The 22025-nt window shown below is 67.3% G+C and carries 20 protein-coding genes; 19 read left to right on the forward strand and 1 reads right to left on the reverse strand.

From position 1 onward, the window contains the following. Positions 1-150 precede the first annotated feature (150 nt). The 13 genes from rpsD (at position 151) to nusB (ending at position 12335) form a co-directional block, all read left to right on the forward strand. Complete coding sequence (gene rpsD, locus BM372_RS07175; RefSeq protein ID WP_018773157.1) at positions 151-777, forward strand: 30S ribosomal protein S4; 627 nt, start codon at positions 151-153, stop codon at positions 775-777. Between the two features lie 180 nt (positions 778-957). Beyond that, the gene (locus tag BM372_RS07180) at positions 958-1332 is read left to right on the forward strand and encodes a DUF948 domain-containing protein (RefSeq protein WP_090953584.1); all 375 of its coding nucleotides are present in this window, start codon (positions 958-960) and stop codon (positions 1330-1332) included. Positions 1333-1352: 20 nt separating this feature from the next. Further along, on the forward strand, positions 1353-1634 hold the full coding sequence (locus BM372_RS07185; RefSeq protein WP_371261708.1) for a DUF6167 family protein: 282 nt from the start codon (positions 1353-1355) through the stop codon (positions 1632-1634). A gap of 161 nt (positions 1635-1795) precedes the next feature. Continuing rightward, positions 1796-4474, forward strand: a complete 2679-nt coding sequence (gene alaS / locus BM372_RS07190; protein WP_090953586.1) for an alanine--tRNA ligase — start codon at positions 1796-1798, stop codon at positions 4472-4474. Between the two features lie 10 nt (positions 4475-4484). After that, positions 4485-5069 (forward strand): Holliday junction resolvase RuvX, encoded by a 585-nt coding sequence (ruvX, locus tag BM372_RS07195; RefSeq protein WP_090953588.1) that lies wholly within the window; start codon positions 4485-4487, stop codon positions 5067-5069. Continuing rightward, on the forward strand, positions 5066-6841 hold the full coding sequence (gene mltG / locus BM372_RS07200; RefSeq protein ID WP_090953590.1) for an endolytic transglycosylase MltG: 1776 nt from the start codon (positions 5066-5068) through the stop codon (positions 6839-6841). Before ruvX ends, mltG begins: the two co-directional genes overlap by 4 nt. After that, a complete protein-coding gene (locus BM372_RS07205; protein WP_090953592.1) occupies positions 6838-7731 on the forward strand; it encodes a shikimate dehydrogenase in 894 nt (297 codons plus the stop codon). Before mltG ends, BM372_RS07205 begins: the two co-directional genes overlap by 4 nt. Positions 7732-7756: 25 nt before the next feature. Beyond that, on the forward strand, positions 7757-8956 hold the full coding sequence (gene aroC / locus BM372_RS07210) for a chorismate synthase (RefSeq protein WP_090953594.1): 1200 nt from the start codon (positions 7757-7759) through the stop codon (positions 8954-8956). 65 nt (positions 8957-9021) lie between these two features. After that, positions 9022-9576: a shikimate kinase gene (locus BM372_RS07215; protein WP_256214106.1), complete on the forward strand. Its 555-nt coding sequence runs from the start codon at positions 9022-9024 to the stop codon at positions 9574-9576. Further along, entirely contained in the window at positions 9576-10667 is a 1092-nt protein-coding gene (gene aroB, locus BM372_RS07220) for a 3-dehydroquinate synthase (protein WP_090953596.1), read from the forward strand. The genes BM372_RS07215 and aroB overlap by 1 nt, the downstream gene beginning before the upstream one ends. After that, positions 10667-11185 (forward strand): tetratricopeptide repeat protein, encoded by a 519-nt coding sequence (locus tag BM372_RS07225; protein WP_090953598.1) that lies wholly within the window; start codon positions 10667-10669, stop codon positions 11183-11185. Before aroB ends, BM372_RS07225 begins: the two co-directional genes overlap by 1 nt. A gap of 176 nt (positions 11186-11361) precedes the next feature. Continuing rightward, positions 11362-11925, forward strand: coding sequence for an elongation factor P (efp, locus tag BM372_RS07230; RefSeq protein ID WP_090953600.1), 564 nt, complete (start codon positions 11362-11364; stop codon positions 11923-11925). Beyond that, entirely contained in the window at positions 11925-12335 is a 411-nt protein-coding gene (gene nusB, locus BM372_RS07235) for a transcription antitermination factor NusB (RefSeq protein WP_090953602.1), read from the forward strand. Before efp ends, nusB begins: the two co-directional genes overlap by 1 nt. Positions 12336-12403: 68 nt before the next feature. Here nusB and BM372_RS07240 read toward each other — a convergent pair whose 3' ends face one another. Beyond that, positions 12404-13672 carry a PrsW family intramembrane metalloprotease gene (locus tag BM372_RS07240; RefSeq protein ID WP_256214092.1) on the reverse strand — a complete coding sequence of 423 codons (1269 nt, stop codon included), beginning with the start codon at positions 13670-13672 and terminating at the stop codon, positions 12404-12406. 135 nt (positions 13673-13807) lie between these two features. On the opposite strand from BM372_RS07240, the gene pyrR reads away from it, so the two are divergent. The 6 genes from pyrR to carB are packed head-to-tail and all read left to right on the forward strand — an operon-like array spanning position 13808 to position 22024. After that, positions 13808-14419, forward strand: coding sequence for a bifunctional pyr operon transcriptional regulator/uracil phosphoribosyltransferase PyrR (pyrR, locus tag BM372_RS07245; protein WP_090953606.1), 612 nt, complete (start codon positions 13808-13810; stop codon positions 14417-14419). Next, entirely contained in the window at positions 14416-15480 is a 1065-nt protein-coding gene (locus tag BM372_RS07250; protein ID WP_090953608.1) for an aspartate carbamoyltransferase catalytic subunit, read from the forward strand. Before pyrR ends, BM372_RS07250 begins: the two co-directional genes overlap by 4 nt. Next, on the forward strand, positions 15480-16865 hold the full coding sequence (locus tag BM372_RS07255; protein WP_090953610.1) for a dihydroorotase: 1386 nt from the start codon (positions 15480-15482) through the stop codon (positions 16863-16865). The genes BM372_RS07250 and BM372_RS07255 overlap by 1 nt, the downstream gene beginning before the upstream one ends. Continuing rightward, positions 16865-17383 (forward strand): PH-like domain-containing protein, encoded by a 519-nt coding sequence (locus BM372_RS07260; protein WP_090953612.1) that lies wholly within the window; start codon positions 16865-16867, stop codon positions 17381-17383. Before BM372_RS07255 ends, BM372_RS07260 begins: the two co-directional genes overlap by 1 nt. Next, entirely contained in the window at positions 17364-18638 is a 1275-nt protein-coding gene (gene carA / locus BM372_RS07265; RefSeq protein ID WP_090953614.1) for a glutamine-hydrolyzing carbamoyl-phosphate synthase small subunit, read from the forward strand. The genes BM372_RS07260 and carA overlap by 20 nt, the downstream gene beginning before the upstream one ends. Continuing rightward, positions 18638-22024 carry a carbamoyl-phosphate synthase large subunit gene (gene carB / locus BM372_RS07270; protein ID WP_256214094.1) on the forward strand — a complete coding sequence of 1129 codons (3387 nt, stop codon included), beginning with the start codon at positions 18638-18640 and terminating at the stop codon, positions 22022-22024. The genes carA and carB overlap by 1 nt, the downstream gene beginning before the upstream one ends. Position 22025 lies beyond the last annotated feature (1 nt).

Here is a 22025-nt window from a genome sequence, read left to right on the forward strand (position 1 = left end):
GCACGGACGCGCAATCCCCTTAAGTCTTGGGAAATCCATGAATTTGATCCGGGTTGCCCTGTGCCCAGTAGCAAAAGGCAGCGGTTGGCCGATGCTCTCCATCGTGGAGGCCAGTAACACTGACACACCGCAGATATTGGAAGGACACAAGTGGCTAACAACACTCGTGCTCGCCGTACCGCACGCCTTTCGCGTGCACTCGGCATCGCTCTGACCCCCAAGGCCGCCAAGTACATGGAGCGCCGCCCGTACGGCCCCGGTGAGCATGGCCGTGCCCGCAAGAAGCAGGACTCCGACTACGCCGTACGTCTGCGCGAAAAGCAGCGTCTGCGCGCCCAGTACGGCATCCGCGAAGCACAGATGACCCGTGCCTTCGAAGAAGCACGTCGCACCAAGGGCCTGACCGGTGAAAACCTGATCGAACTGCTCGAAATGCGTCTCGACGCCCTCGTGCTGCGTGCCGGCTTCGCCCGCACCATCGCCCAGGCCCGCCAGCTGGTTGTGCACCGCCACATCCTGGTTGACGGCATCCGCGTTGACCGCCCGTCGTTCCGCGTCGGCGAGGGCCAGCTGGTCCACGTTCACAGCCGCAGCGAGACCATGCCTCCGTTCCAGGTCGCAGCAGCCGGCGCCCACCGCGACGTCCTGCCGATCGTTCCGGCTTACCTGGACGTCAAGCTTGACGCCCTGCAGGCCCGCCTGGTCCGCCGCCCCAAGCGTTCCGAGATCCCCGTGACCTGCGAAGAGCAGCTCGTCGTGGAATTCTACGCACGCTAAATTCAAGGCAACACCTACAAAGAAGCCCGTGGCAAGCGCCGCGGGCTTCTTTGTATGTAAGGTACTTGGGGGAGTTCCCCGGGAGCCGGTTCTGCCTGCGGGCAGAAACTGCCGGCTGAAACCGTCCGGGACCGGACGCAACGAGCAGGTTTCCACTGCAGTTCAAGGAGATGAGTGTCTATGTCTGGTGGCGATATTGCCGGCCTGATCGCGGCTGGGGTGTTTGCACTGCTGGTACTGCTGCTCGCTGTGCCGATCCTGAAGCTCGGGGGAGTATTTGACGAAATGCGGACCACCATCCGCTCCATCAGCGACGGCGCCACCCCGCTCATGGACGAAGTCACCGCCACGGTCTCCACCACCAACCAGCAGCTGAAGAAGGTCGACGGCATCTCCAATAACGTCTCGGACGCCTCTGCCAACATCTCGGCGCTGTCATCGCTCATGGCCGCCACCGTGGGCTCGCCGCTGATCAAGGTGGCTTCCTTCAGCTATGGCGTGCGCTCGGCCTTCACCACCCGCAAAAAGCCCGCCACCGGCCGCCGCAGCCGCTAAGCCCTCCGGGAGAACCTGACATGAACCGAATCATCTGGATGGGAATCGGCGTCGCGATCGGCGTCATCGCGTTCCGCAAGATCAGCACAGCCCAGTCCGCCCTGGGCCCCGAGGGCCTGAACCGGGCCGTGGGACGGCTGGCCGACGGCCTCTTCGACTTCGCGGATGCAGTCCGTGAAGGCATGGGCGAGCGGGAAGCGGAACTCCGTTCCGCGCTCGGCATTGACACCGCCATTGGCGGCGGCGTCGACGCCGCCCTCGTGAGCGGCATCGCGGGCCGCCGGGATGCAGTCCGGCGCTAGCCGGGAGAGAATTAGTAAGTACGGCGCCCGCCAAGGGCGCGCCGGCACGGAGCCGGACCTGCAGTGTCAGGCCCGGGCGGGTGCCGGGACTCAGCTTGTCCCGCGCAGCACAGACGCGGGCCACACCACGCAGTGAATATTGAAGGGTAAGAAATCAGCTCATGAAGTCGCAGGAGATCACCAAGCGCTGGATCGACTTTTTCGTCAGCAAGGGACACACCGCCGTTCCCTCCGCCTCCCTGGTCTCCAGCGACCCCTCCCTGCTGTTCACTGTGGCCGGCATGGTCCCGTTCATCCCGTACTTGACCGCGCGTGAGGAAGCGCCCTACCAGCGGGCCACCAGCGTGCAGAAGTGCATCCGTACCGGCGACATCGAGGAAGTCGGCAAGACCGCCCGCCACGGCACGTTCTTCCAGATGTGCGGCAACTTCTCCTTTGGCGATTACTTCAAAGAAGACGCCATCAAGTTCGCGTGGGAGCTGCTCACCACCAGCGTGGACGACGGCGGCTACGGCCTGGCGCCGGAACTGCTCTGGGTCACCGTCTACGAGGAGGACGACGAGGCCAAGGAACTGTGGCTGAAGAACACCGGCGTGCCCGCCGAGCGCATCCAGCGGATGGGCAAGGCCGACAACTACTGGTCCACCGGCCAGCCCGGCCCGGCCGGTCCCTGCTCTGAGATCTACTACGACCGGGGCCCCGCCTACGGCGTCGAGGGCGGCCCGCTCGCTGACGAGACCCGTTACATCGAGATCTGGAACCTCGTCTTCATGCAGTACCAGATCGACAACGTCCGCTCCAAGGTGGACTTCGACATCACGGGTGAGCTGCCCAAGAAGAACATCGACACCGGCCTCGGCATGGAGCGCCTGGCGATGATCCTGCAGGGCGTCGAGAACATGTACGAGACCGACCAGGTCCGGCCCGTGATCGACAAGGCTGCCGAACTCTCCGGCAAGGAGTACACCTCGGCCGAGACGGACGAGGACCCGCACCACACCGACGACGTTCGCATGCGCGTCGTCGCCGACCACATCCGCTCCGCCCTCATGCTGATCGCCGACGGCGTCACCCCCTCCAACGAGGGCCGCGGTTACGTGCTGCGCCGCCTGATCCGCCGCGCGGTGCGCTCTATGCGCCTGCTCGGCATCGAAAGGGCCTGCCTGCCGGAGTTGCTGCCGGCGTCGCGGGACGCCATGAAGGGCGTCTACCCCATTGTGGAGACCGACTTCGAGCGCATCAGCCGGATCGCCTACGCCGAAGAAAAGGCCTTCCTGCGCACCATCGCTTCCGGCACCGCCCGGCTCGAGGACGCCGTCAAGGAATCCAAGTCCGCCGGCCGGCCGCTCTCCGGCGCCGACGCCTTCGCCCTGCACGACACCTACGGCTTCCCTATCGACCTAACCCTCGAAATGGCGGAGGAAGCCGGGCTCAAGGTCGACGAACCCGAGTTCCGCAAACTCATGCTCGAACAGCGCCAGCGCGCCCAGGCCGACGCCAAGGGCAAGAAGGGCTCGCACGCAGACCTCAGCGCCTTCCAGGAGCTCCTGGCCCAGGGCGAGACCGTCTTCACCGGCTACACCGACCTGGCGGGCGAGTCCAAGGTCCGCGGCATCCTCTCCGGCGGCCAGAAGGTCGCCCAGGCCTCCACGGGTGACGAAATCGAACTGGTCCTGGCCGAGACGCCGTTCTACGCCGAGGCCGGCGGCCAGGCCGCCGACACCGGGCTCATCACCGGCGACGGCTTCGTCGTCGAGGTCCTGGACGTCCAGCGCCCCGTCAAGGGCCTCAGCGTGCATAAGGCGATTGTCCGTGAAGGCGAAATCGGTGCGGATTCCCTCGTTCAGGCCGCCGTCGACCGGGAACGCCGCCATGCCGCAGAACAGGCGCACACCGGCACGCACATTGTGCACGCTGCCCTGCACCAGATCCTCGGCCCGGAAGCCCTGCAGCGGGGCTCGTTCAACAAGGCCGGCTACCTGCGCTTCGACTTCGCCTGGGGCGAAGGCCTGAGCGCCGCCACCCGGTCCGAGATCGAGGAAGTCTCCAACATCGCCATCCGGAACAACTTCCGCGTGGAGACCAAGGTCATGGGGCTCGCTGAAGCCAAGGCGCTCGGCGCCATGGCGCTGTTCGGCGAGAACTACGGCAACGAGGTCAGGGTGGTGGAGATCGACGGCGCATGGTCGCGCGAGCTCTGCGGCGGGACCCACGTCGAGAACACGTCGCTGATCGGCAGCCTGTCCCTGCTCGGGGAGCAGTCCGTGGGCTCAGGAAACCGCCGCGTCGAAGCCTTCGTGGGCATGGACGCCTTCCGGCACCTCGCCGCGGAACGCGCCCTGGTCACGGAGCTCACCGAAATGCTGAAGGTACCCTCCGGGCTCCTCGCGGACCGGATCGCCACTACGCTGACCAAGCTCAAGGCCGCCGAGAAGGAACTCGAGCGCCTGCGCAAGGAGCAGCTAACAGCAGCCGCAGCCCAGCTGGTGGGCACCGCCCGGGACGCCGCCGGCGTCAAGGTCATTGCGCACGACGCCGGCCAGATCGGCGGCGCGGATGACCTGCGGGGCCTGGCGCTGGACCTGCGGGACCGCCTCGGCTCCGAGGCCGCCGCCGTCGCCGTCGCTGGCGTCAGCAACGACCGTCCGGTGATCCTGATCGCCACCAACGAAGCCGCCCGGGCTGCCGGCGTGAAGGCCGGCGCCCTGGTGCGCCTGGCCGCCGGTGTGCTCGGTGGCGGCGGCGGCGGCAAGGACGACGTCGCCCAGGGCGGCGGCACGGACGCCGCCAAGGTCGGGGCTGCCCTTAGCGCCGTCGTGGACGCCATTACTCGGCGATAGCGGATCCTCTATGTCTGAAGGTGCTGCTGCCGGCGTCTACCCCCGGGGCGTGAAGCTTGGGGTGGACGTCGGCACCGTCCGCGTGGGCGTCGCCGTCTGCGACCGCGACGGAATCCTGGCCACCCCGCTGCGCACACTGCAGCGGAATGTGAAAAAGAACACTGATGTGCGCATCCTGGCTGGCCTGGCCGGGGAGCTGGACGCCGTGGAAATTTTCGTAGGACTGCCGCGCACCATGAAGGGCGAAGAGCACGCCTCGGCAAGGATGGCCACGGAGTACGCGCAGTTGCTGGCCGGCGCCCTGCAGGACGCCGGAAGCGACGTTCCGGTGCGCCTGGTCGATGAGCGGCTGAGCACCGTGACCGCCCACCGCAACCTGCACGAAGCTGGCATGAGCAGCAGGAATCACCGTACAGTGGTTGACCAGGTTGCGGCAGCAGGTATTCTGCAACATGCGATTGATATGCAAAAGGCCAGGGGAACGGAGGTCGGAAACCGCGTCTACGCGGAGTCTGCGCCGGGGCCGACCGGCGGCGGTGCACAGACCGGCCCGGCAGTACAGACGCACTCTTCAGAAAATGGAAGGCTACAGTGAGCCCGGTCAACAATGACGACTCCTCCGGTGGCGCCCCTAACGGTGCCGGCCGGCCGCTGACGCGCAAAGAGATCAGGGCCCGGGAAAAGCTCCTGGCGACGCAGGGATTTAGCCGAATCCCGCCGCAGGCTTTTGAGACGGGTCAGCACGTTCCGACGCCGGACCCCGCGCCGTCAGCCCTGCCCCCCGAGAGCGTCCGGCCCGCAGCCCCGCAAACGCCCGAAGCGGCGCCTGAACTCCCTGACGGGGCCCCGGAACTGCCCGGCGCGGCCCCGACGGTGCACGAAGAGGCAGCGCACATTGAAGCGGTGCACGAAGAGGCAGCGCACGACGTCCCCGCCGACCACACCCCGGCAAACACAGTCGAAGCCCACGACGAGGCTGCGCGTCACGACTTCACCCAACTCATCCCGGTGCGCCAAGCCCCCGACTCTGACGATGCTCACCGCGGCGATGCTGACGGCGACGATACTGCCCGTAACGACGCCGTCTATGCGGGGGCAGGCCACGTGGCCCACCACAAAGCGGCTACCCACGACGGCGGCCGCGGCGGCGGCTTCGCGTTGTACCCCCACGATGAGGCCCCCCATGTTTACGAGGACGGCAACCCTGATGCCTACCACCCCGCGGGCGGGCATCCGGAAGCCGAGTACCACGGCGAATCCGGCCACGACCTGATGGCCGGAGCCGTCCGTTACGACAAGGTCCCGTCCAAGAAGACCCGCCGGCGCCGCCGCTTCCTGGCCCTCGTGCTGACGCTGACCGTGTTCGTCATCGCCATCGCCGTCGGCGCGCAGTTCCTCAAACCCCTCCTGGGCGGAGACACCGTCGCAGACTACCCAGGCCCCGGGACCGGCAACGTCACCATCACCGTCGAACCCGGCGCCGGGCCGAGGTCCGTGGCCACCGAGCTGGAGTCGCAGAAGGTCGTGGCGAACGCCGACACTTTCTTGAAGGAGTTCACCGCTTCCGGTGGTGCCCTGAAGCCCGGCACTTTCTCGATGCGGCAGGAAATGAAGAATTCCGATGCCGTGGCTGTGCTGCTCAACAATGACCAGGCCAAGGTCATGTACTTTGCCCTCAGTGCCGGATTGCGGATCGGCGAGTCCCTGCAGGCGATTTCGGAGGGCACCGGGATTCCGGTCGCGGACTTGAAGGCGCTCAGCGATGCGCCGGCGCAGTTCGGTGTCCCGGCCAAGGCGAAAAATCTCGAGGGATTCCTGGCGCCGGGGGAGTACCGCTTCCCGTTGGGCACGTCCGCCAAGGACATTTTCCAGAAGCTGGTCGGCAACACACTGACTGAACTCAAGGCCCAGGGCGTCACCAATCCCGCCAAACAATACGATGTCCTGACGGTCGCCAGCATCGTCCAGGCCGAAGGCGGCCAGGCCGAATACGGCGACGTCGCCGGTGCCATCTACAACCGCCTCAAGCCCAACAACACCGAGACCAACGGGCTCATCCAGTCCGACGCCACGGTCACGTACGGGCTTGGTATCCGCAGCTTCCACATCGACGAAGACCAGAAGTCGGACAAGTCGAACCCGTACAACACCTACGCGAACCAGGGCCTGCCCGCCGGACCGATCGGGTCGCCCGGCAAGACGGCCATCGATGCCGCCGCCAAGCCCAAGTCCAACAACTACCTCTACTGGGTCACCATTAATCTGGATACCAAGGAGACCAAGTTCTCCAAGACCCTGGCTGAACACAACGGCTACGTGGAGCAGTACAACGCTTGGTGCGAGACCAACCCGGGACGTTGCGTATGACGCTACGGGCGGCCGTCCTCGGGCATCCCATCAGCCATTCGAAGTCACCCGCCCTGCACCGGGCGGCCTACGCCTACCTGGGCGTGGACTACGCCTACAGGGCCATCGACGTGACTGAGGCTGCCCTGCCGGGATTCATGCGGCAGGTCAGGGACGAGGTGCGGGCGGAGGGCGGCTGGCGGGGGCTCTCGGTGACCATGCCGCTCAAATCGGCCATGGTGGCGGAAGTGGACGAGGTCCGCGGCGTGGCCCGCGCGCTTGGCGTCGTCAACACCGTTGCTTTCGAATTCGACGGCACTGATTTTGATCAAACTCGGCTGGTCGCGTACAACACCGACGTTGCCGGCATCGTCAACGCACTCCGGCACGCGGGGGCGGCCTCCGCGCCCACTGCGGCGGTCCTCGGCGGCGGCGGGACCGCGGCTGCGGCCATCGCCGCGATCAAGGAACTGGGGGCGGGCTCCGCCGACGTGTTCGTGCGCGACGTCGGCCGCGCGGCGGAGGCACGCGCTGCGTCTGCCGCCGTGGACCTCCCCATTCAGGTTCTTCCCCTCGCCGGGGCGGCGGCCGCCGTCGCCGCAGCCGACGTCGTTATCTCTACACTCCCGCCCCGGGCGGCAGATGCGCTGGCCGGAGAGCTGGCAGCGGAACTTGGCGAAGAAATCGCCGCCCGCCCGGGGGTGCTCCTGGACGTCGCCTACGATCCTTGGCCTAGCCGGGTTGCCGCGGTCTGGCAGGATGCGGGGGGAACCGTGGTTCCCGGCCTCGAAATGCTCATCTACCAGGCGGTGGAGCAGGTGCGGCACTTCACGGGGCTGGGCGAAGCCATGCCGGCCGGAGTCATAGATGTGATGTGTGACGCAGTGGGGGCGCCCCGACGGGTGTTCTAAGCACCCGACGTGGCAGGATGGAATCATGTTGCGTTGGTTGACTGCCGGAGAATCCCATGGCCCGGCACTGGTCGGAATTATTGAAGGCGTGCCCGCCGGTGTGGAGCTCACCAGCGAGCACATCAGTGAGGCCCTGGCCCGCCGGCGGCTCGGCTACGGCCGCGGTGCCCGGATGAAATTCGAGCAGGACGTGGTCGCCATTCTCGGCGGCGTCCGCCACGGCCTGACCCAGGGCGGTCCGGTCGCCATCCAGGTCGGAAACACCGAGTGGCCCAAGTGGGAACAGATCATGTCCTCGGATCCCGTGGACCCCGAAGTCCTGGCCGACCAGGCCCGGAACGCCCCGCTGACCCGGCCCCGCCCGGGCCACGCCGACTTCACCGGCATGCAAAAATACGGCTTCGACGAGGCCCGGCCCGTGCTGGAGCGCGCCAGCGCCCGCGAAACCGCAACCAGGGTTGCGCTCGGCGCCGTCGCCGCAGCTTTCCTCAAGCAGCTGGGAATCGAGCTCGTCTCCCACACCGTGTCCATCGCCAGTGTCGCCGTGCCCGAAGGCCGGCCGCTGCCCGTTCCGGAGAACGTGCTGGCGCTCGACGCCGATCCGCTGCGCTGTTTCGACCGCGAAACCTCGGATGCGATGGTGGCCGAGGTCGACGTCGCTCACAAGGAAGGCGAAACCCTCGGCGGCGTCGTGGAAGTGCTTGCCTACGGTCTCCCGCCCGGACTCGGCAGCTACGTCCACTGGGACCGTCGCCTCGACTCGCGCCTGGCCGCGGCCCTCATGGGCATCCAGGCCATCAAGGGCGTCGAGGTCGGCGACGGCTTCCTCACGGCCGCCCGCCGCGGCTCGGCCGCCCACGACGAAATCGTCAAGGACACAAACGGCAAGATCATCCGCACGTCCAACCGCGCCGGCGGGATCGAGGGCGGCATGAGCATTGGCGACGTCCTGCGCGTCCGCGCCGCCATGAAGCCGATCGCCACCGTGCCCCGCGCCCTCAAGACTGTCGACGTCAGCACCGGGGAGGCCGCCAAGGCCCACCACCAGCGCTCCGATGTCTGTGCCGTCCCGGCCGCGGGTGTGGTGGCTGAGGCCATGGTGGCCCTGGTGATCGCTGAAGCGGTCACGGAGAAATTCGGCGGTGACTCCGTGCAGGAGACCGCCCGCAACATCAAGGGTTACCTGGACAGCATCCCGGCGTCCCTGGACTCGATCGGCCAGTAGTGCCGGACTGGAACACCGACGCGCCCTCCGCCGCTGCACAGCCCGCGGCAGAGCACCTCGGCCCGATCGTCCTGATCGGACCGATGGCGGTGGGCAAATCGGCGATCGGACAGCAGCTCGCGCATCACCTGGGTTCCGCCTTCGTGGACACCGACGCCGTCGTGGTGGCCCAGCACGGGTCGATTGCCGAGATCTTCGCCAGCCGGGGGGAGCACGCCTTCCGTGAGCTCGAAGCCCGGGCCGTCGCCCGGGCCATCGAGGAAGCCCGGGGTAGCGGCACCGTCATCTCGCTTGGCGGCGGGGCCGTCCTGGACTCCGGTACACAGCAGCTCCTGGGCCGCTGTACCGTGGTGTACCTCGAATGCGATGCCGAGACCGTGGCGGAGCGCATTGCCAGGAACTCGGGCCGGCCGCTCCTGGCCGGTGATGCCATGGGCAGGTGGCGGACCTTGTTCGCCACCCGGCAACCTGTCTACGAACGGCTCGCCGATCTGGTCCTCGACGTCCGCACTGGCAGCGTTCACGAACTGGCTCATCGGCTGGAAGACGCGCTGGGGGAGCACGCGGCGGGGAAAGCCGCCGCCGTGCCCGCACCAGCGTCAACAAAGGAAGTTGAATAGTGAGTACCGAATCAACCGTCATCAAAGTCACCGGCCAAACGCCCGGCGAAAACTACGACGTCGTGGTGGGCCGCGGACTGCTGGCCAGCGTGCCGGGTCTGCTGGGTGAGCGCGTCAAACGCGTCCTGGTCATCCACCCGCGCGCGCTGCGGCTCACCGGCGACACCGTCCGGGAAGAGCTGTCCGCCGCCGGTTTCACCGCGCTGACCGCCGAGATCCCGGACGCCGAAGAAGGCAAACACATTGAGGTGGCCTCCTTCTGCTGGCAGGTGCTGGGGCAAAACGACTTCACTCGCTCCGACGCCATCGTCGCCGTCGGCGGAGGCGCGGTGACCGACCTTGCCGGCTTCGTGGCCGCGACCTGGCTGCGCGGCGTCAAGGTCATCCACATGCCCACGAGCCTGCTGGGCATGGTGGATGCCTCCGTCGGCGGCAAGACCGGCATCAACACCGCCGAGGGCAAGAACCTGGTGGGCGCGTTCCACCCGCCCGCCGGGGTCCTCGCAGACCTTGACACGCTCGAGACGCTGCCCAAGAACGAGATCATTTCCGGCATGGCCGAGGTCATCAAATGCGGCTTCATCGCCGACCCGGCCATCCTCGACCTGATCGAAAAAGACCCTTCCGCGGTGGCCGATCCCCGCTCGGATGTGCTGCGCGAACTCATCGAACGCGCCATCAGCGTCAAGGCCCGGGTCGTCTCCGAGGACCTTAAGGAAACCGGCCGGCGCGAGTTCCTGAACTACGGCCACACCCTCGGCCACGCCATCGAACTCGCCGAGCGCTACTCGTGGCGTCACGGTGCCGCGGTCTCCGTGGGCATGATGTTCGCGGCCGAGCTCGCCCGCAGCGTCGGCCGGCTCAGCGACGCCGACGCCGACAGGCACCGCGACGTCCTCGAAAGCCTCGGCCTTCCCATTACGTACCGCCGCGACCGCTGGCAGGCACTGCTCGACGGCATGCGGCGGGACAAGAAATCCCGTGGCGACCTGCTGCGGTTCGTGGTGCTCGACGGCGTCGGCCGCCCGGGCATCCTCGACGTCCCGGACACATCGCTGCTGTTCGCCGCCTACCAGGAGATTGCCTCCTGATGCTCATGGCCAAGGGGGACACGAGCGACTGGCCGGACGCCGGATTCCCCGGGATCCGGATCAATCCGGAGAGCCTGATGCCCGAAATCGTCAACGAGGAAGTCCTCGCTGAGGCCCGGACAGCCTCCACCGACCCCGGGGACCTGATCTTCATCCGGCTCGTCGAAGGGCACGCGGCCGAAGCCGCCGAGCTCCTCGCCGAGGCGCGCTACAAGGACCCGGGCTCGCTCCGGCTGCGGATCTTCGAGGCCGATGTACTCCGGGTCTCCAACCGGTTCGACCGGGCTGTCGAGGTGTTCCGCCAGCTCCTTGCGGAGACCCACGAGACCTTGGAGGAGGCGGCCGTCCGCCAGCACCTGGGCCGGTCCTATTTTGCCGCCGGCAATGTCGCCGCCGCCGTCGAGTCCTTTGCCAGGGCCCTGGATTTGCGTGTCGCCGGCTCCGCCGACGCCGCTCTGATCTATGCCTCCACGGTGGCCCTGCAGCGCGCCCGGGAAGTGCTGGAAGAGCAGTCCTGAGCCCTTGTCCTGCGCCCGTCCGGCAGCCCGTCCGGCAGCTGTCCGCGGGAACCGGTAGAATAGATTTTGGATTTTTGACAAATACGCGCTGGCGGCCCGCTTGGCAAGCCAGCCCGGCATAGACGTCTGGCCGACAGCACGGTCTGGCGGAACGAGACAGAGACTAAGAGGATACAGTGGCAACCACTAACGACATCAAGAACGGAACCGTCCTGAAGCTCGAGGGCCAGCTTTGGAACATCATCGAGTTCCAGCACGTCAAGCCCGGCAAGGGTGGCGCGTTCGTGCGCACGAAGATGCGCAACGTGATGTCCGGCAAGGTCGTCGACAAGACCTTCAACGCCGGACTCAAGATCGAGACCGCCACCGTGGACCGCCGTGACTACCAGTACCTGTACCAGGACGGCGCCGACTTCGTCTTCATGGACACCTCGGACTTCGACCAGCTGACGGTCCCCGCCGCCACCGTCGGCGACGCCACGAACTTCATGCTCGAAAACCAGATGGTCAACATTGCCATCCACGAAGGCAACCCGCTCTACATTGAACTGCCCCCGAGCGTCGTCCTCGAGATCACTTACACCGAGCCGGGCCTGCAGGGCGACCGCTCCTCGGCCGGCACCAAGCCCGCCACCCTCGAAACCGGCTACGAGATCCAGGTGCCGCTGTTCGTTGAGAACAACACCAGGGTCAAGGTCGACACCCGCGACGGCAGCTACCTCGGCCGGGTCAACGACTAGTGAGCGCCCGCGGTAAGGCCCGGAACCGGGCCCTTGATGTCCTCTTTGAGGCCGAGCAGCGCTCGGCCTCGGCCTTCGACGTACTGAAGTCCCGCCGCGAGAAGACAGACCAGATCGTCAACCCGTACACCCTCGAAATCGTGGAGGGCGTGGTCTCGCACCAGGCCGCCATCGACGAATTCCTGGAAACCTATTCGCAGGGCTGGACGCTGGAGCGCATGCCCTCGGTGGACCGCATCATCCTGCGGATCGGCACCTGGGAACTGCTCTACAACGACGACGTCCCGGATGGCGTGGCCGTCAGCGAAGCGGTGGCGCTGGCCAAGTCGCTCTCCACCGACGAGTCGCCGTCGTTCATCAACGGCCTGCTCGGCCGGCTGCAGCAGCTGAAGCCCTCGCTGCTGGCCTAGGTCTTAGCGAGTAGGCCCCGCCCGTCACGAGGAACCCCGCCCGGTTGCCGGGCGGGGTTCTTTTCGTCCTAGCCCACGACGGCGGCCCGGAGGGCCGCGATTTCCGCTAGCTGGTGCTGCTCATCACGCTGGTGCGCCGGCACGTCCTGGCCGCTGAGGATCCGTTGCCGGGTGAAGGCAAGCCGGGTGGCTGCATGGAGCAAAGCCTTCATCTGCGCTCCCCGGCCCACAGACCTGGCCCAGCGCAGCGCGGAGCGGCGGCCGCCGGTGGTGGCAAAAGTTTCTACTTCCGAAGCAGTGAACCAGCCCGCTGCCGCATATTCCCGAAGCCGCTGGCGGGTGAGTCTGCGCTCCGCCACCCGCAAGAGCACGATGACCAGCACGGCCAGCAGGAAGATCGGCACCTGCACCAGCACGTATTGCGCCAGGAAGTCCTGGCCCATCCTGTTCCAGCCGCTGTGCAGCAGCATCGCCGGGATGAGGCCCACGGCGAACGCCAGCACGGACAGTCCGGTGCGTCCGCGGCGCGCGGCCAGGCCCATGATCAGGCCGGTGGTGCCCGTGAAAATGGCATGCGCGAAGGGGGACATGACCCCGCGGAGGAAGAACACCACCGCGAATTCCGTGCCGACGTCGGATGATTCGGCGATGGCGCGGCCGAAGTAGAGGATGTTCTCGGTGAACGCGAAGCCTGCCGCGATGGTGAACGCGAACACGACGCCGTCGACCGGTCCGTCGAAGTGCTTCGGAGCGAAAAGCAGAAGCAGCAGCAGGCCCAGGGATTTTGCGAATTCTTCCACCACCGGCGCCTGAACCGTCACGGCGAACGTCGTATAGTCCAGTCCCGAGGCCGGGCCCGCCACCAGCGAAAAATACGGTTGGATGAGCATCGTCACCGCGATCGAGACGACGGATCCCCAGACGAAGGCGAAAATCAGCAGCGGCCTGGGCTCAGGCTCCCAGCGGTCGATGAACCGCACCGTCAGCAGCACGGTCCCCAGTGGAATCAGGGAAGCAATGAAGCCAATGGCAAAGCCGGTGGTTCCGGTCCGGCCCAAAAGGAACGGCAGAACCAGGAAGAGACTGATGAACCCGAGGAATCCGCCAGCCACCGCGAGGCCCAAAACGCCGGCGGACCTTCGGCCGTTCGGAACCGCCGGAAGGGCGGGCGGGAGTGCTGGCTGGACCCGGGCGCGGTTGTTGGCCGGGGCCCGCCGGTAGTACTCCGGCTGGATATGTCCCAGCCACGTCGGATTGGCCTGCTGGGGCAGCGGCAGCTTGCCGGAGGCGGGGTAGCCGAGGTGGTCATGCCCCGGTGGCGGCTCGTTCATCGTCATGGACCCGAGCCTATGTCCGTGTGAGGTTAAACGCATGCCGGGGCGACGGGGCGCCAGTCCCGCTGTGGTAATTTGAAAGGGCCAATAATCCTTTTTTAATTCCGTCCCGTGAGGCGGGGAAAGGGGAGACGAGCTTTGACTTCTGTGCCATCAGCACCGGGTCCGGCGAAGGTTGTACTCACCAGGGTTGTCCTCAACCAGGCTGACATCGACCGCGCGCTTACTCGTATCGCCCATGAAATTCTCGAGGCCAACAAGGGCTCCCGCGACCTCGTCCTGCTCGGCATCCCGCGCCGCGGCTACCCGCTGGCCGTGCGCCTCGCCGCCAAGATCGCCGCCGCGGACCCGTCCGTCGACGCCGCCGCGATCGTCGGCCAGCTGGACGTCACCATGTTCCGCGATGACCTCTCCCACCAGCCCACACGCCCGCCTTATCCCACCCAGCTGCCCCGCACCGGGATCGACAACAAAGTCGTGGTGCTGATCGACGACGTCCTGTATTCCGGCCGGACCATCCGCGCGGCCCTGGACGCCCTGGTCGACCTCGGCCGGCCCAGGATCGTCCGCCTCGCCGTACTCATCGACCGGGGCCACCGGGAGCTGCCCATCCGCGCCGACCACGTGGGAAAGAACCTGCCCACCTCCTCCGCGGAAAAGGTCCGTGTCCGGCTTGAGGAAACCGACTCCGTCGACGGCGCCCCCGACGGCACCCCCGTCAACGAAGTGGTCATCGAGGCCACCGCATGAAGCACTTGCTCTCCACCGAGGACCTGAGCCGGGCGAACGCCATCCGTATCCTCGACACCGCCGAGGAAATGGCCGCCGTCGGGGACCGCGAGGTCAAGAAACTGCCGGCCCTGCGCGGCCGCACCGTGGTCAACCTCTTCTTCGAAGACTCCACCCGCACCCGGATTTCCTTCGAAGCGGCCGCCAAGCGGCTCTCCGCCGACGTCATCAACTTCGCCGCGAAAGGCTCGTCGGTGTCCAAGGGCGAATCGTTGAAGGACACCGCCCAGACACTCGCCGCCATGGGAGCCGACGCCGTCGTCATCCGGCACTGGGCCTCCGGCGCCCCGCACCGGCTGGCCGCCACGGACTGGATCGACGCCGCCGTCATCAACGCCGGCGACGGCACCCACGAACACCCCACCCAGGCCCTGCTGGATGCCTTCACGATGCGCCGGCACTGGTCCAAGCTGGCAGGTACGCGGTCGGCCGGAGCCGATTTGGCCGGGATGCGTGTCGCGATCGCCGGGGACGTCCTGCATTCCCGCGTGGCCCGCTCCAACGTGTGGCTGCTGCGCACCCTCGGCGCCGAGGTCACCCTCGTGGCGCCGCCCACGCTGCTGCCCATCGGCGTCGAAAAATGGCCCTGCGCCGTCAGCTACGACCTGGATGAAACCCTCGAAAAGGGCGTGGACGCCATGATGATGCTCCGCGTCCAGGGCGAACGGATGAACGCCTCGTTCTTCCCGACCACGCGCGAATACTCCCGCCGCTGGGGCTTCGATGACAAGCGGCTCCGCGCGCTGGACAGCCTCGGCCTCAAGGACACCATCGTCATGCACCCCGGGCCCATGAACCGCGGCCTGGAGATCTCCTCGGCCGCCGCCGACTCGCACCGCTCCACAGTCCTTGACCAGGTCCGCAACGGCGTCTCCATCCGGATGGCGGCCCTGTACCTGCTGCTCTCCGGAGACACCCGCGAACCGGCAGGCCCCGCATTCAGTGCTGCCGCCGCAGCCCCCGCAACCCAAGCCGGCGCCGCCGATATGGCCGCCCCCTATTCCCACCAGGAGAGCCACTGATGGCCGAACAGCAACAGAACGCCAGCAACAGCGGCGCCTACCTTATCCGCGGTGCCGCGATCCTCGGCGGCGCGGCCGAAGACCTCCTGATCCGCGACGGGCTCATTGCCGGCCGCGGCCAGGACCTCGACGCCGAGGGCGCCGGGGTGCGGGACGCAACAGTAATTGACGCCAGGGGACTCATTGCGCTGCCGGGCATGGTGGACATCCACACCCACCTGCGCGAACCCGGCCGCGAAGACGCCGAAACCGTGGAAACCGGCACCCGCGCCGCCGCCCTGGGCGGTTACACCGCGGTGCACGCCATGGCAAACAGCACCCCGGTCGCGGACACCGCCGGCGTCGTCGAACAGGTCCTCACTTTGGGCCGCACCGCCGGCTGGGTCGATGTCCGGCCCGTCGGTGCTGTCACCGTGGGACTGGCGGGGGAGCAGCTCGCCGAACTCGGCGCCATGGCTGACTCCCGGGCCCACGTCCGCGTCTTCTCTGACGACGGCATCTGCGTCTCCGACCCGGTGCTCATGCGCCGGGCCCTCGAATACGTCAAGGCGTTCGACGGCGTCGTGGCCCAGCACGCGCAGGAACCGCGCCTCACTGCCGGCGCCCAGATGAACGAGGGCGAAGTTTCCGCGGTCCTTGGCCTCGCCGGCTGGCCTGCGGTGGCCGAGGAGAGCATCATCGCCCGCGACGTCCTGCTCGCCCAGCACGTCGGCTCCCGCCTGCACGTCTGCCACGTCTCCACCGCCGGGTCCGTGGAAATCATCCGCTGGGCCAAGTCCCGCGGGGTCGATGTCACGGCCGAAGTCACCCCGCACCACCTCTGGCTCACGGACGACCTCGCCCGCAGCTACGACCCCGTGTACAAGGTGAACCCGCCGCTGCGCACAGACGCGGACGTCCAGGCGCTGCGCGCCGGCCTGGCCGACGGCACGATCGACGTCGTGGGCACCGACCACGCCCCGCACCCGAGCGAACACAAGGAATGCGAGTGGGCCCAGGCGGCCATGGGCATGACCGGGCTCGAAACCGCGCTTTCCGTCGTCCAGCACACCATGATCGAGACCGGGCTGATGGGCTGGGCCGACTTCGCCCGCGTCACCTCCACCGCGCCCGCCGCGATCGGACGCGTCCCGGACCAGGGCCGCCCGCTCGAGGTCGGCGAGCCGGCCAACGTCACACTCGTGGACCCCGCTGCCCGCTGGACCGTGGACCCTTCTAAGATGGCAACCATGGGCCGCAACTCTCCGTTTGCCGGCCGGGAGCTTCCCGGCCAAGTGGTGGCGACGTTCTTCAAGGGTCACGCCACCGTTCTGAACGGCGAACTGAACACCCCGTACCGATACCCGGCCGACGCCGTCGACGCCGGACCGGCAGGCCGCCCCTGATGGTCAAGGAGCTCTCCCTGATCTTCACGCTGGTCCTGGTCGGCGTGGCGCTCACCCTGATCGCGGTCGGCTGGCGCAACCGCCTGCGCCGCCAGTCCGACGTCGAGCCCCTTGCGGAGGTCCCCGCCGGACTCGGCGCCCCGCTGGCTTCAGCCGACGGCCAGTACGTCGCGTCCACCACCGCCGGGGACTGGTTGGACCGCATCGCCGTCCATCAGCTGGGCCTGCGCACCAACGCCGAACTCAGCGTCCATCCTGACGGCGTGCTGTTCGACCGGGCCGGCGCCGGGCCGGTCTACATCCCTGCCGGGCAGCTGACCGGCGTCCGGCAGGAAAGCGGCATGGCCGGCAAGTTCGTCGAGAAGGACGGGCTGCTGGTGCTCAGCTGGATGCTGGGCTCCCGCGAGCTGGACACCGGCTTCCGGACCCGGCGCGCCGACGACAAGACAATTCTCTTCAACGCCCTGCAGAACCTCATCTCCGCAGCCCCTCAGGCGGATACCGATAGTGGAAAGTAACAACGTGACGGACACCAACGCAGTTAATGAACCCGACGTGAGCGAAAAAGCCGCGGCCCCCGCCGTCCTCGTCCTCGAAGACGGCCGGATCTTCCGCGGCACCAGCTACGGCGCCACCGGCACTGCCCTCGGCGAGGCCGTCTTCGCGACCGGCATGACCGGCTACCAGGAGACCATCACCGACCCGTCCTACGCCCGCCAGCTCGTGGTGCAGACCGCGCCGCACATCGGCAACACGGGCGTGAACAAGGACGACGCCGAGTCCCGCCGCATCTGGGTGGCCGGCTACATTGTCCGCGACGCCGCCCGCCGTCCCTCCAACTGGCGCTCCGAACGTTCCTTGGACGACGAACTCGTCGAACAGGGCGTCGTCGGCATCCAGGGCGTTGACACCCGCGCCATCACCCGCCACTTGCGCGAGCACAAGACCATGCGTGCCGGGATCTTCTCCGGCGCGGACGCACGGGCCACGGATAAGGAGCTACTGGACCAGGTCCTGGCCAGCGCCCCCATGGAAGGCTCGCGCCTCGCCGAAGAAGTCAGCGTGGACGAGGCCTACACCGTCGAGCCCAAGGACTGGGGCTGGGACGGCGAGCCGGCATTCAGCATCGCCGCGATCGACCTCGGTATCAAAAGGATGACGCCGATCCGCCTCGCGGAACGCGGCGTCCGCGTGCACGTCCTGCCGGCCACGGCCAGCATCGAGGACGTCAAGGCCGTCAACCCCGACGGCGTCTTCATGTCCAACGGCCCGGGCGACCCGGCCACCGCGGACAACCAGGTGAAGCTGCTGCGCTCCGTGCTCGATGCGAAGCTCCCGTACTTCGGCATCTGCTTCGGCAACCAGATCTTGGGCCGGGCGCTGGGCTTCGGCACCTACAAGCTCCGTTACGGCCACCGCGGCATCAACCAGCCCGTGATGGACCGCCGCACCGGCAAGGTCGAGATCACCTCGCAAAACCACGGCTTCGCCGTTGACGCCCCGCTGGACGGCGCCACCCAGGCCCCCGAAGAGCGCTTCGGCCGGGTCGAGGTCAGCCACGTCAGCCTCAACGACGACGTCGTGGAAGGCCTGTCCTGCCTCGACATCCCGGCGTTCTCGGTGCAGTACCACCCCGAGGCCGCGTCCGGCCCGCACGACGCCGCCTACCTCTTCGACCGCTTCATCGAGCTGATGGCCCGGACCAAGCAGGCCGCCGCTTCTGCAACCGAGACAAAGATTGCCACCGATTCCAAGACTGAGGACAAGAAGTAATGCCCAAGAGAACTGACCTTAAGAGCGTCCTGGTCATCGGTTCCGGCCCGATCGTGATCGGCCAGGCGGCCGAATTCGACTACTCCGGCACCCAGGCACTGCGCGTCCTCAAGGAGGAAGGCCTGCGGGTCATCCTTGTGAACTCCAACCCGGCCACGATCATGACCGATCCGGAATTCGCCGACGCCACCTACATCGAGCCGATCACCCCCGAGGTGGTCGAAAAGATCATCGCCAAGGAACGCCCGGACGCCGTCCTGCCCACCCTGGGCGGGCAGACCGCGCTCAACACCGCGATCGCGCTGGACAAGAACGGTGTGCTGGAGAAGTACAACGTGGAACTGATCGGCGCCAACATCGCCGCTATTGAACTCGGCGAGGACCGGGAAAAGTTCAAGGGCGTCGTGGAGCGTTGCGGCGCCGAATCGGCCCGCAGCCACATCATCCACACCATCGACGAGGCCCTCAAGGCCGCCGAGGACCTCGGCTACCCGATGGTGGTCCGGCCCTCCTTCACCATGGGCGGCCTGGGCTCCGGCCTCGCCTACGACGAATCGGACCTGCGCCGGATCGTCGGCCAGGGCCTGCAGTACAGCCCCACGTCCGAAGTGCTGCTCGAAGAGAGCATCCTCGGCTGGAAGGAGTACGAGCTGGAGATGATGCGCGACAAGAACGACAACGTCGTGGTTGTCTGCTCCATCGAGAACTTCGACCCCGTCGGCGTCCACACCGGCGACTCGATCACGGTCGCCCCGGCCCTGACCCTGACGGACCGGGAATACCAGCGCCTGCGCGACATCGCCATCGCCGTCATCCGCGAAGTCGGCGTCGACACCGGCGGCTGCAACATCCAGTTCGCCGTCGAACCGGACACCGGCCGCGTCGTCGTGATCGAAATGAACCCCCGCGTCTCGCGTTCCTCCGCGCTGGCTTCGAAGGCCACCGGTTTTGCGATCGCGAAGATCGCCACCAAGCTCTCGCTCGGCTACACCCTGGACGAGATCCCCAACGACATCACGCAGAAAACTCCGGCCTCGTTCGAGCCCACGCTGGACTACGTCGTGGTGAAGGTCCCGCGTTTCGCGTTCGAGAAGTTCCCCGCCGCGGACCCCACCCTGACCACCACCATGAAGTCGGTCGGCGAGGCCATGGCGATGGGCCGTAACTTCACTGAAGCCCTGCAGAAGGCCCTGCGCTCCCTGGAGCAGAAGGGCTCGCAGCTGGACTTCAGCTCCGTTCCCGAGTGGGAGGTCCCGGAGCTGATCGAAAAGTCCAAGCGTCCCACCACCGACCGGCTGCACCAGGTCCAGCGGGCCCTGCTCGGCGGAGCCACCGTGGAGCAGCTTTTCGAGGCGACCAGGATCGACCCCTGGTACCTGGACCAGCTCCAGCTGCTCAATGAGATCTCCCGCGAAATCCGCTCCGCCAGTGCCCTGACTCCGCAGATGCTGCAGCGCGCCAAGCGCCACGGTTTCTCCGACGCGCAGATCGGCGCCCTGACGAACAATTCCGAGGACGTCGTCCGCGGCGTCCGGCAGGCCCTCGGCATCCGCCCCGTCTACAAGACGGTGGACACGTGCGCCGCCGAGTTCGCCGCGTACACGCCGTACCACTACTCGTCCTACGACGAGGAGGACGAGGTCGCGCTGCACGCCAAGCCCTCGGTGATCATCCTCGGCTCCGGTCCCAACCGGATCGGCCAGGGCATCGAGTTCGACTACTCCTGCGTCCACGCCTCCATGGCCCTGCGCAAGGCCGGCTATGAGACGGTGATGGTCAACTGCAACCCGGAGACCGTCTCCACCGACTACGACGTTTCCACGCGGCTGTACTTCGAGCCGCTCACGCTCGAGGACGTCCTGGAGATCATCGCGGCCGAGGAGCGCACGGGCGGCGTGATGGGCGTGTTCGTCCAGCTCGGCGGGCAGACCCCGCTCAAGCTCGCCCAGCAGCTCGCCGACGCCGGCGTGCCGATCCTCGGCACATCGCCGGAAGCGATCGACCTCGCCGAGCACCGCGGCGCCTTCGCCCGGGTCCTGGACGAGGCCGGCCTGGTCTCGCCGAAGAACGGCACGGCCGTGTCGTTCGAGGACGCCAAGAAGATCGCCGACGAAATCGGCTATCCGGTGCTGGTCCGCCCCTCCTACGTCCTTGGCGGCCGTGGCATGGAAATCGTTTACGACGAGCCCAATCTGTCCCGCTACATCGCCAACGCCACCGAGATCACCCCGGACCACCCGGTGCTGATCGACCGCTTCCTCGAGGACGCCGTCGAAATCGACGTCGACGCCCTCTACGACGGAACCGACATGTACCTTGGCGGCATCATGGAGCACATCGAGGAGGCCGGTATCCACTCCGGCGACTCGGCATGCGTCCTGCCGCCGATCACGCTCGGGAACAACGTCCTGGAGCGCGTCCGGACCGCAACCCGCGCGATCGCCGAGGGTGTCGGCGTCCGTGGCCTGATCAACATCCAGTTCGCCCTGGCCTCCGACGTCCTGTACGTGCTCGAAGCCAACCCGCGGGCTTCCCGCACGGTCCCGTTCGTCTCCAAGGCCACGGGCGTCCAGATGGCGAAGGCCGCGGCCCTGATCGGCACCGGGGTCACCATCAACCAGCTCCGCAGCGCCTACAAGATGCTGCCGGAGACCGGTGACGGCTCCTCCCTGCCGCTGGACGCACCCGTTTCGGTCAAGGAGGCAGTGCTGCCCTTCAGCCGCTTCCGCACGCCAGAGGGCAAGGTTGTGGACTCCCTGCTGGGCCCGGAAATGCGCTCCACCGGTGAGGTCATGGGCATCGACAAGCATTTCGACACTGCCTTCGCCAAGAGCCAGGCGGCGGCCAACAACGCCCTGCCCACGGAGGGCAAGGTCTTTGTGTCGGTGGCGAACCGCGACAAGCGCTCGGTGATCATGGGCGTCAAGCGGCTCTCTGACCTGGGCTTCGAGATCGTCTCCACCGGCGGCACGGCCGACGTCCTGCGCCGCAACGGCATCCAGGCCACCCCGGTCCGCAAGGTCGCCGAAGGTTCCAGCGCCGAGGGCGAGGGCACCATCGCGGACCTGATTATCGCCGGCGACATCGACATGGTCTTCAACACGCCCTCGGGCGGCGAAGCCCGCAGCGACGGCTATGAGCTGCGCGCCGCCGCGACGTCGATCGGGATCCCGTGCATCACCACCGTGGCGGAGTTCAACGCCGCGGTGCAGGCCATCGAGGCGCTGCGCACCTACGCATGGTCGGTGACCAGCCTGCAGGAGCATGCCGCCGCCCTCGCGGCTTCACAGGTTGCCGCGCAAAACGCAGCCCTGCAAAACACGGGCCGGCAAAACACGGGCCTGCAGAACACAGGCTCGCAAAACACCGCCCCGCAGAATGCCTGAC

The sequence above is a fragment of the Arthrobacter sp. ov118 genome (assembly GCF_900116495.1).
Lineage (GTDB): Bacteria > Actinomycetota > Actinomycetes > Actinomycetales > Micrococcaceae > Arthrobacter.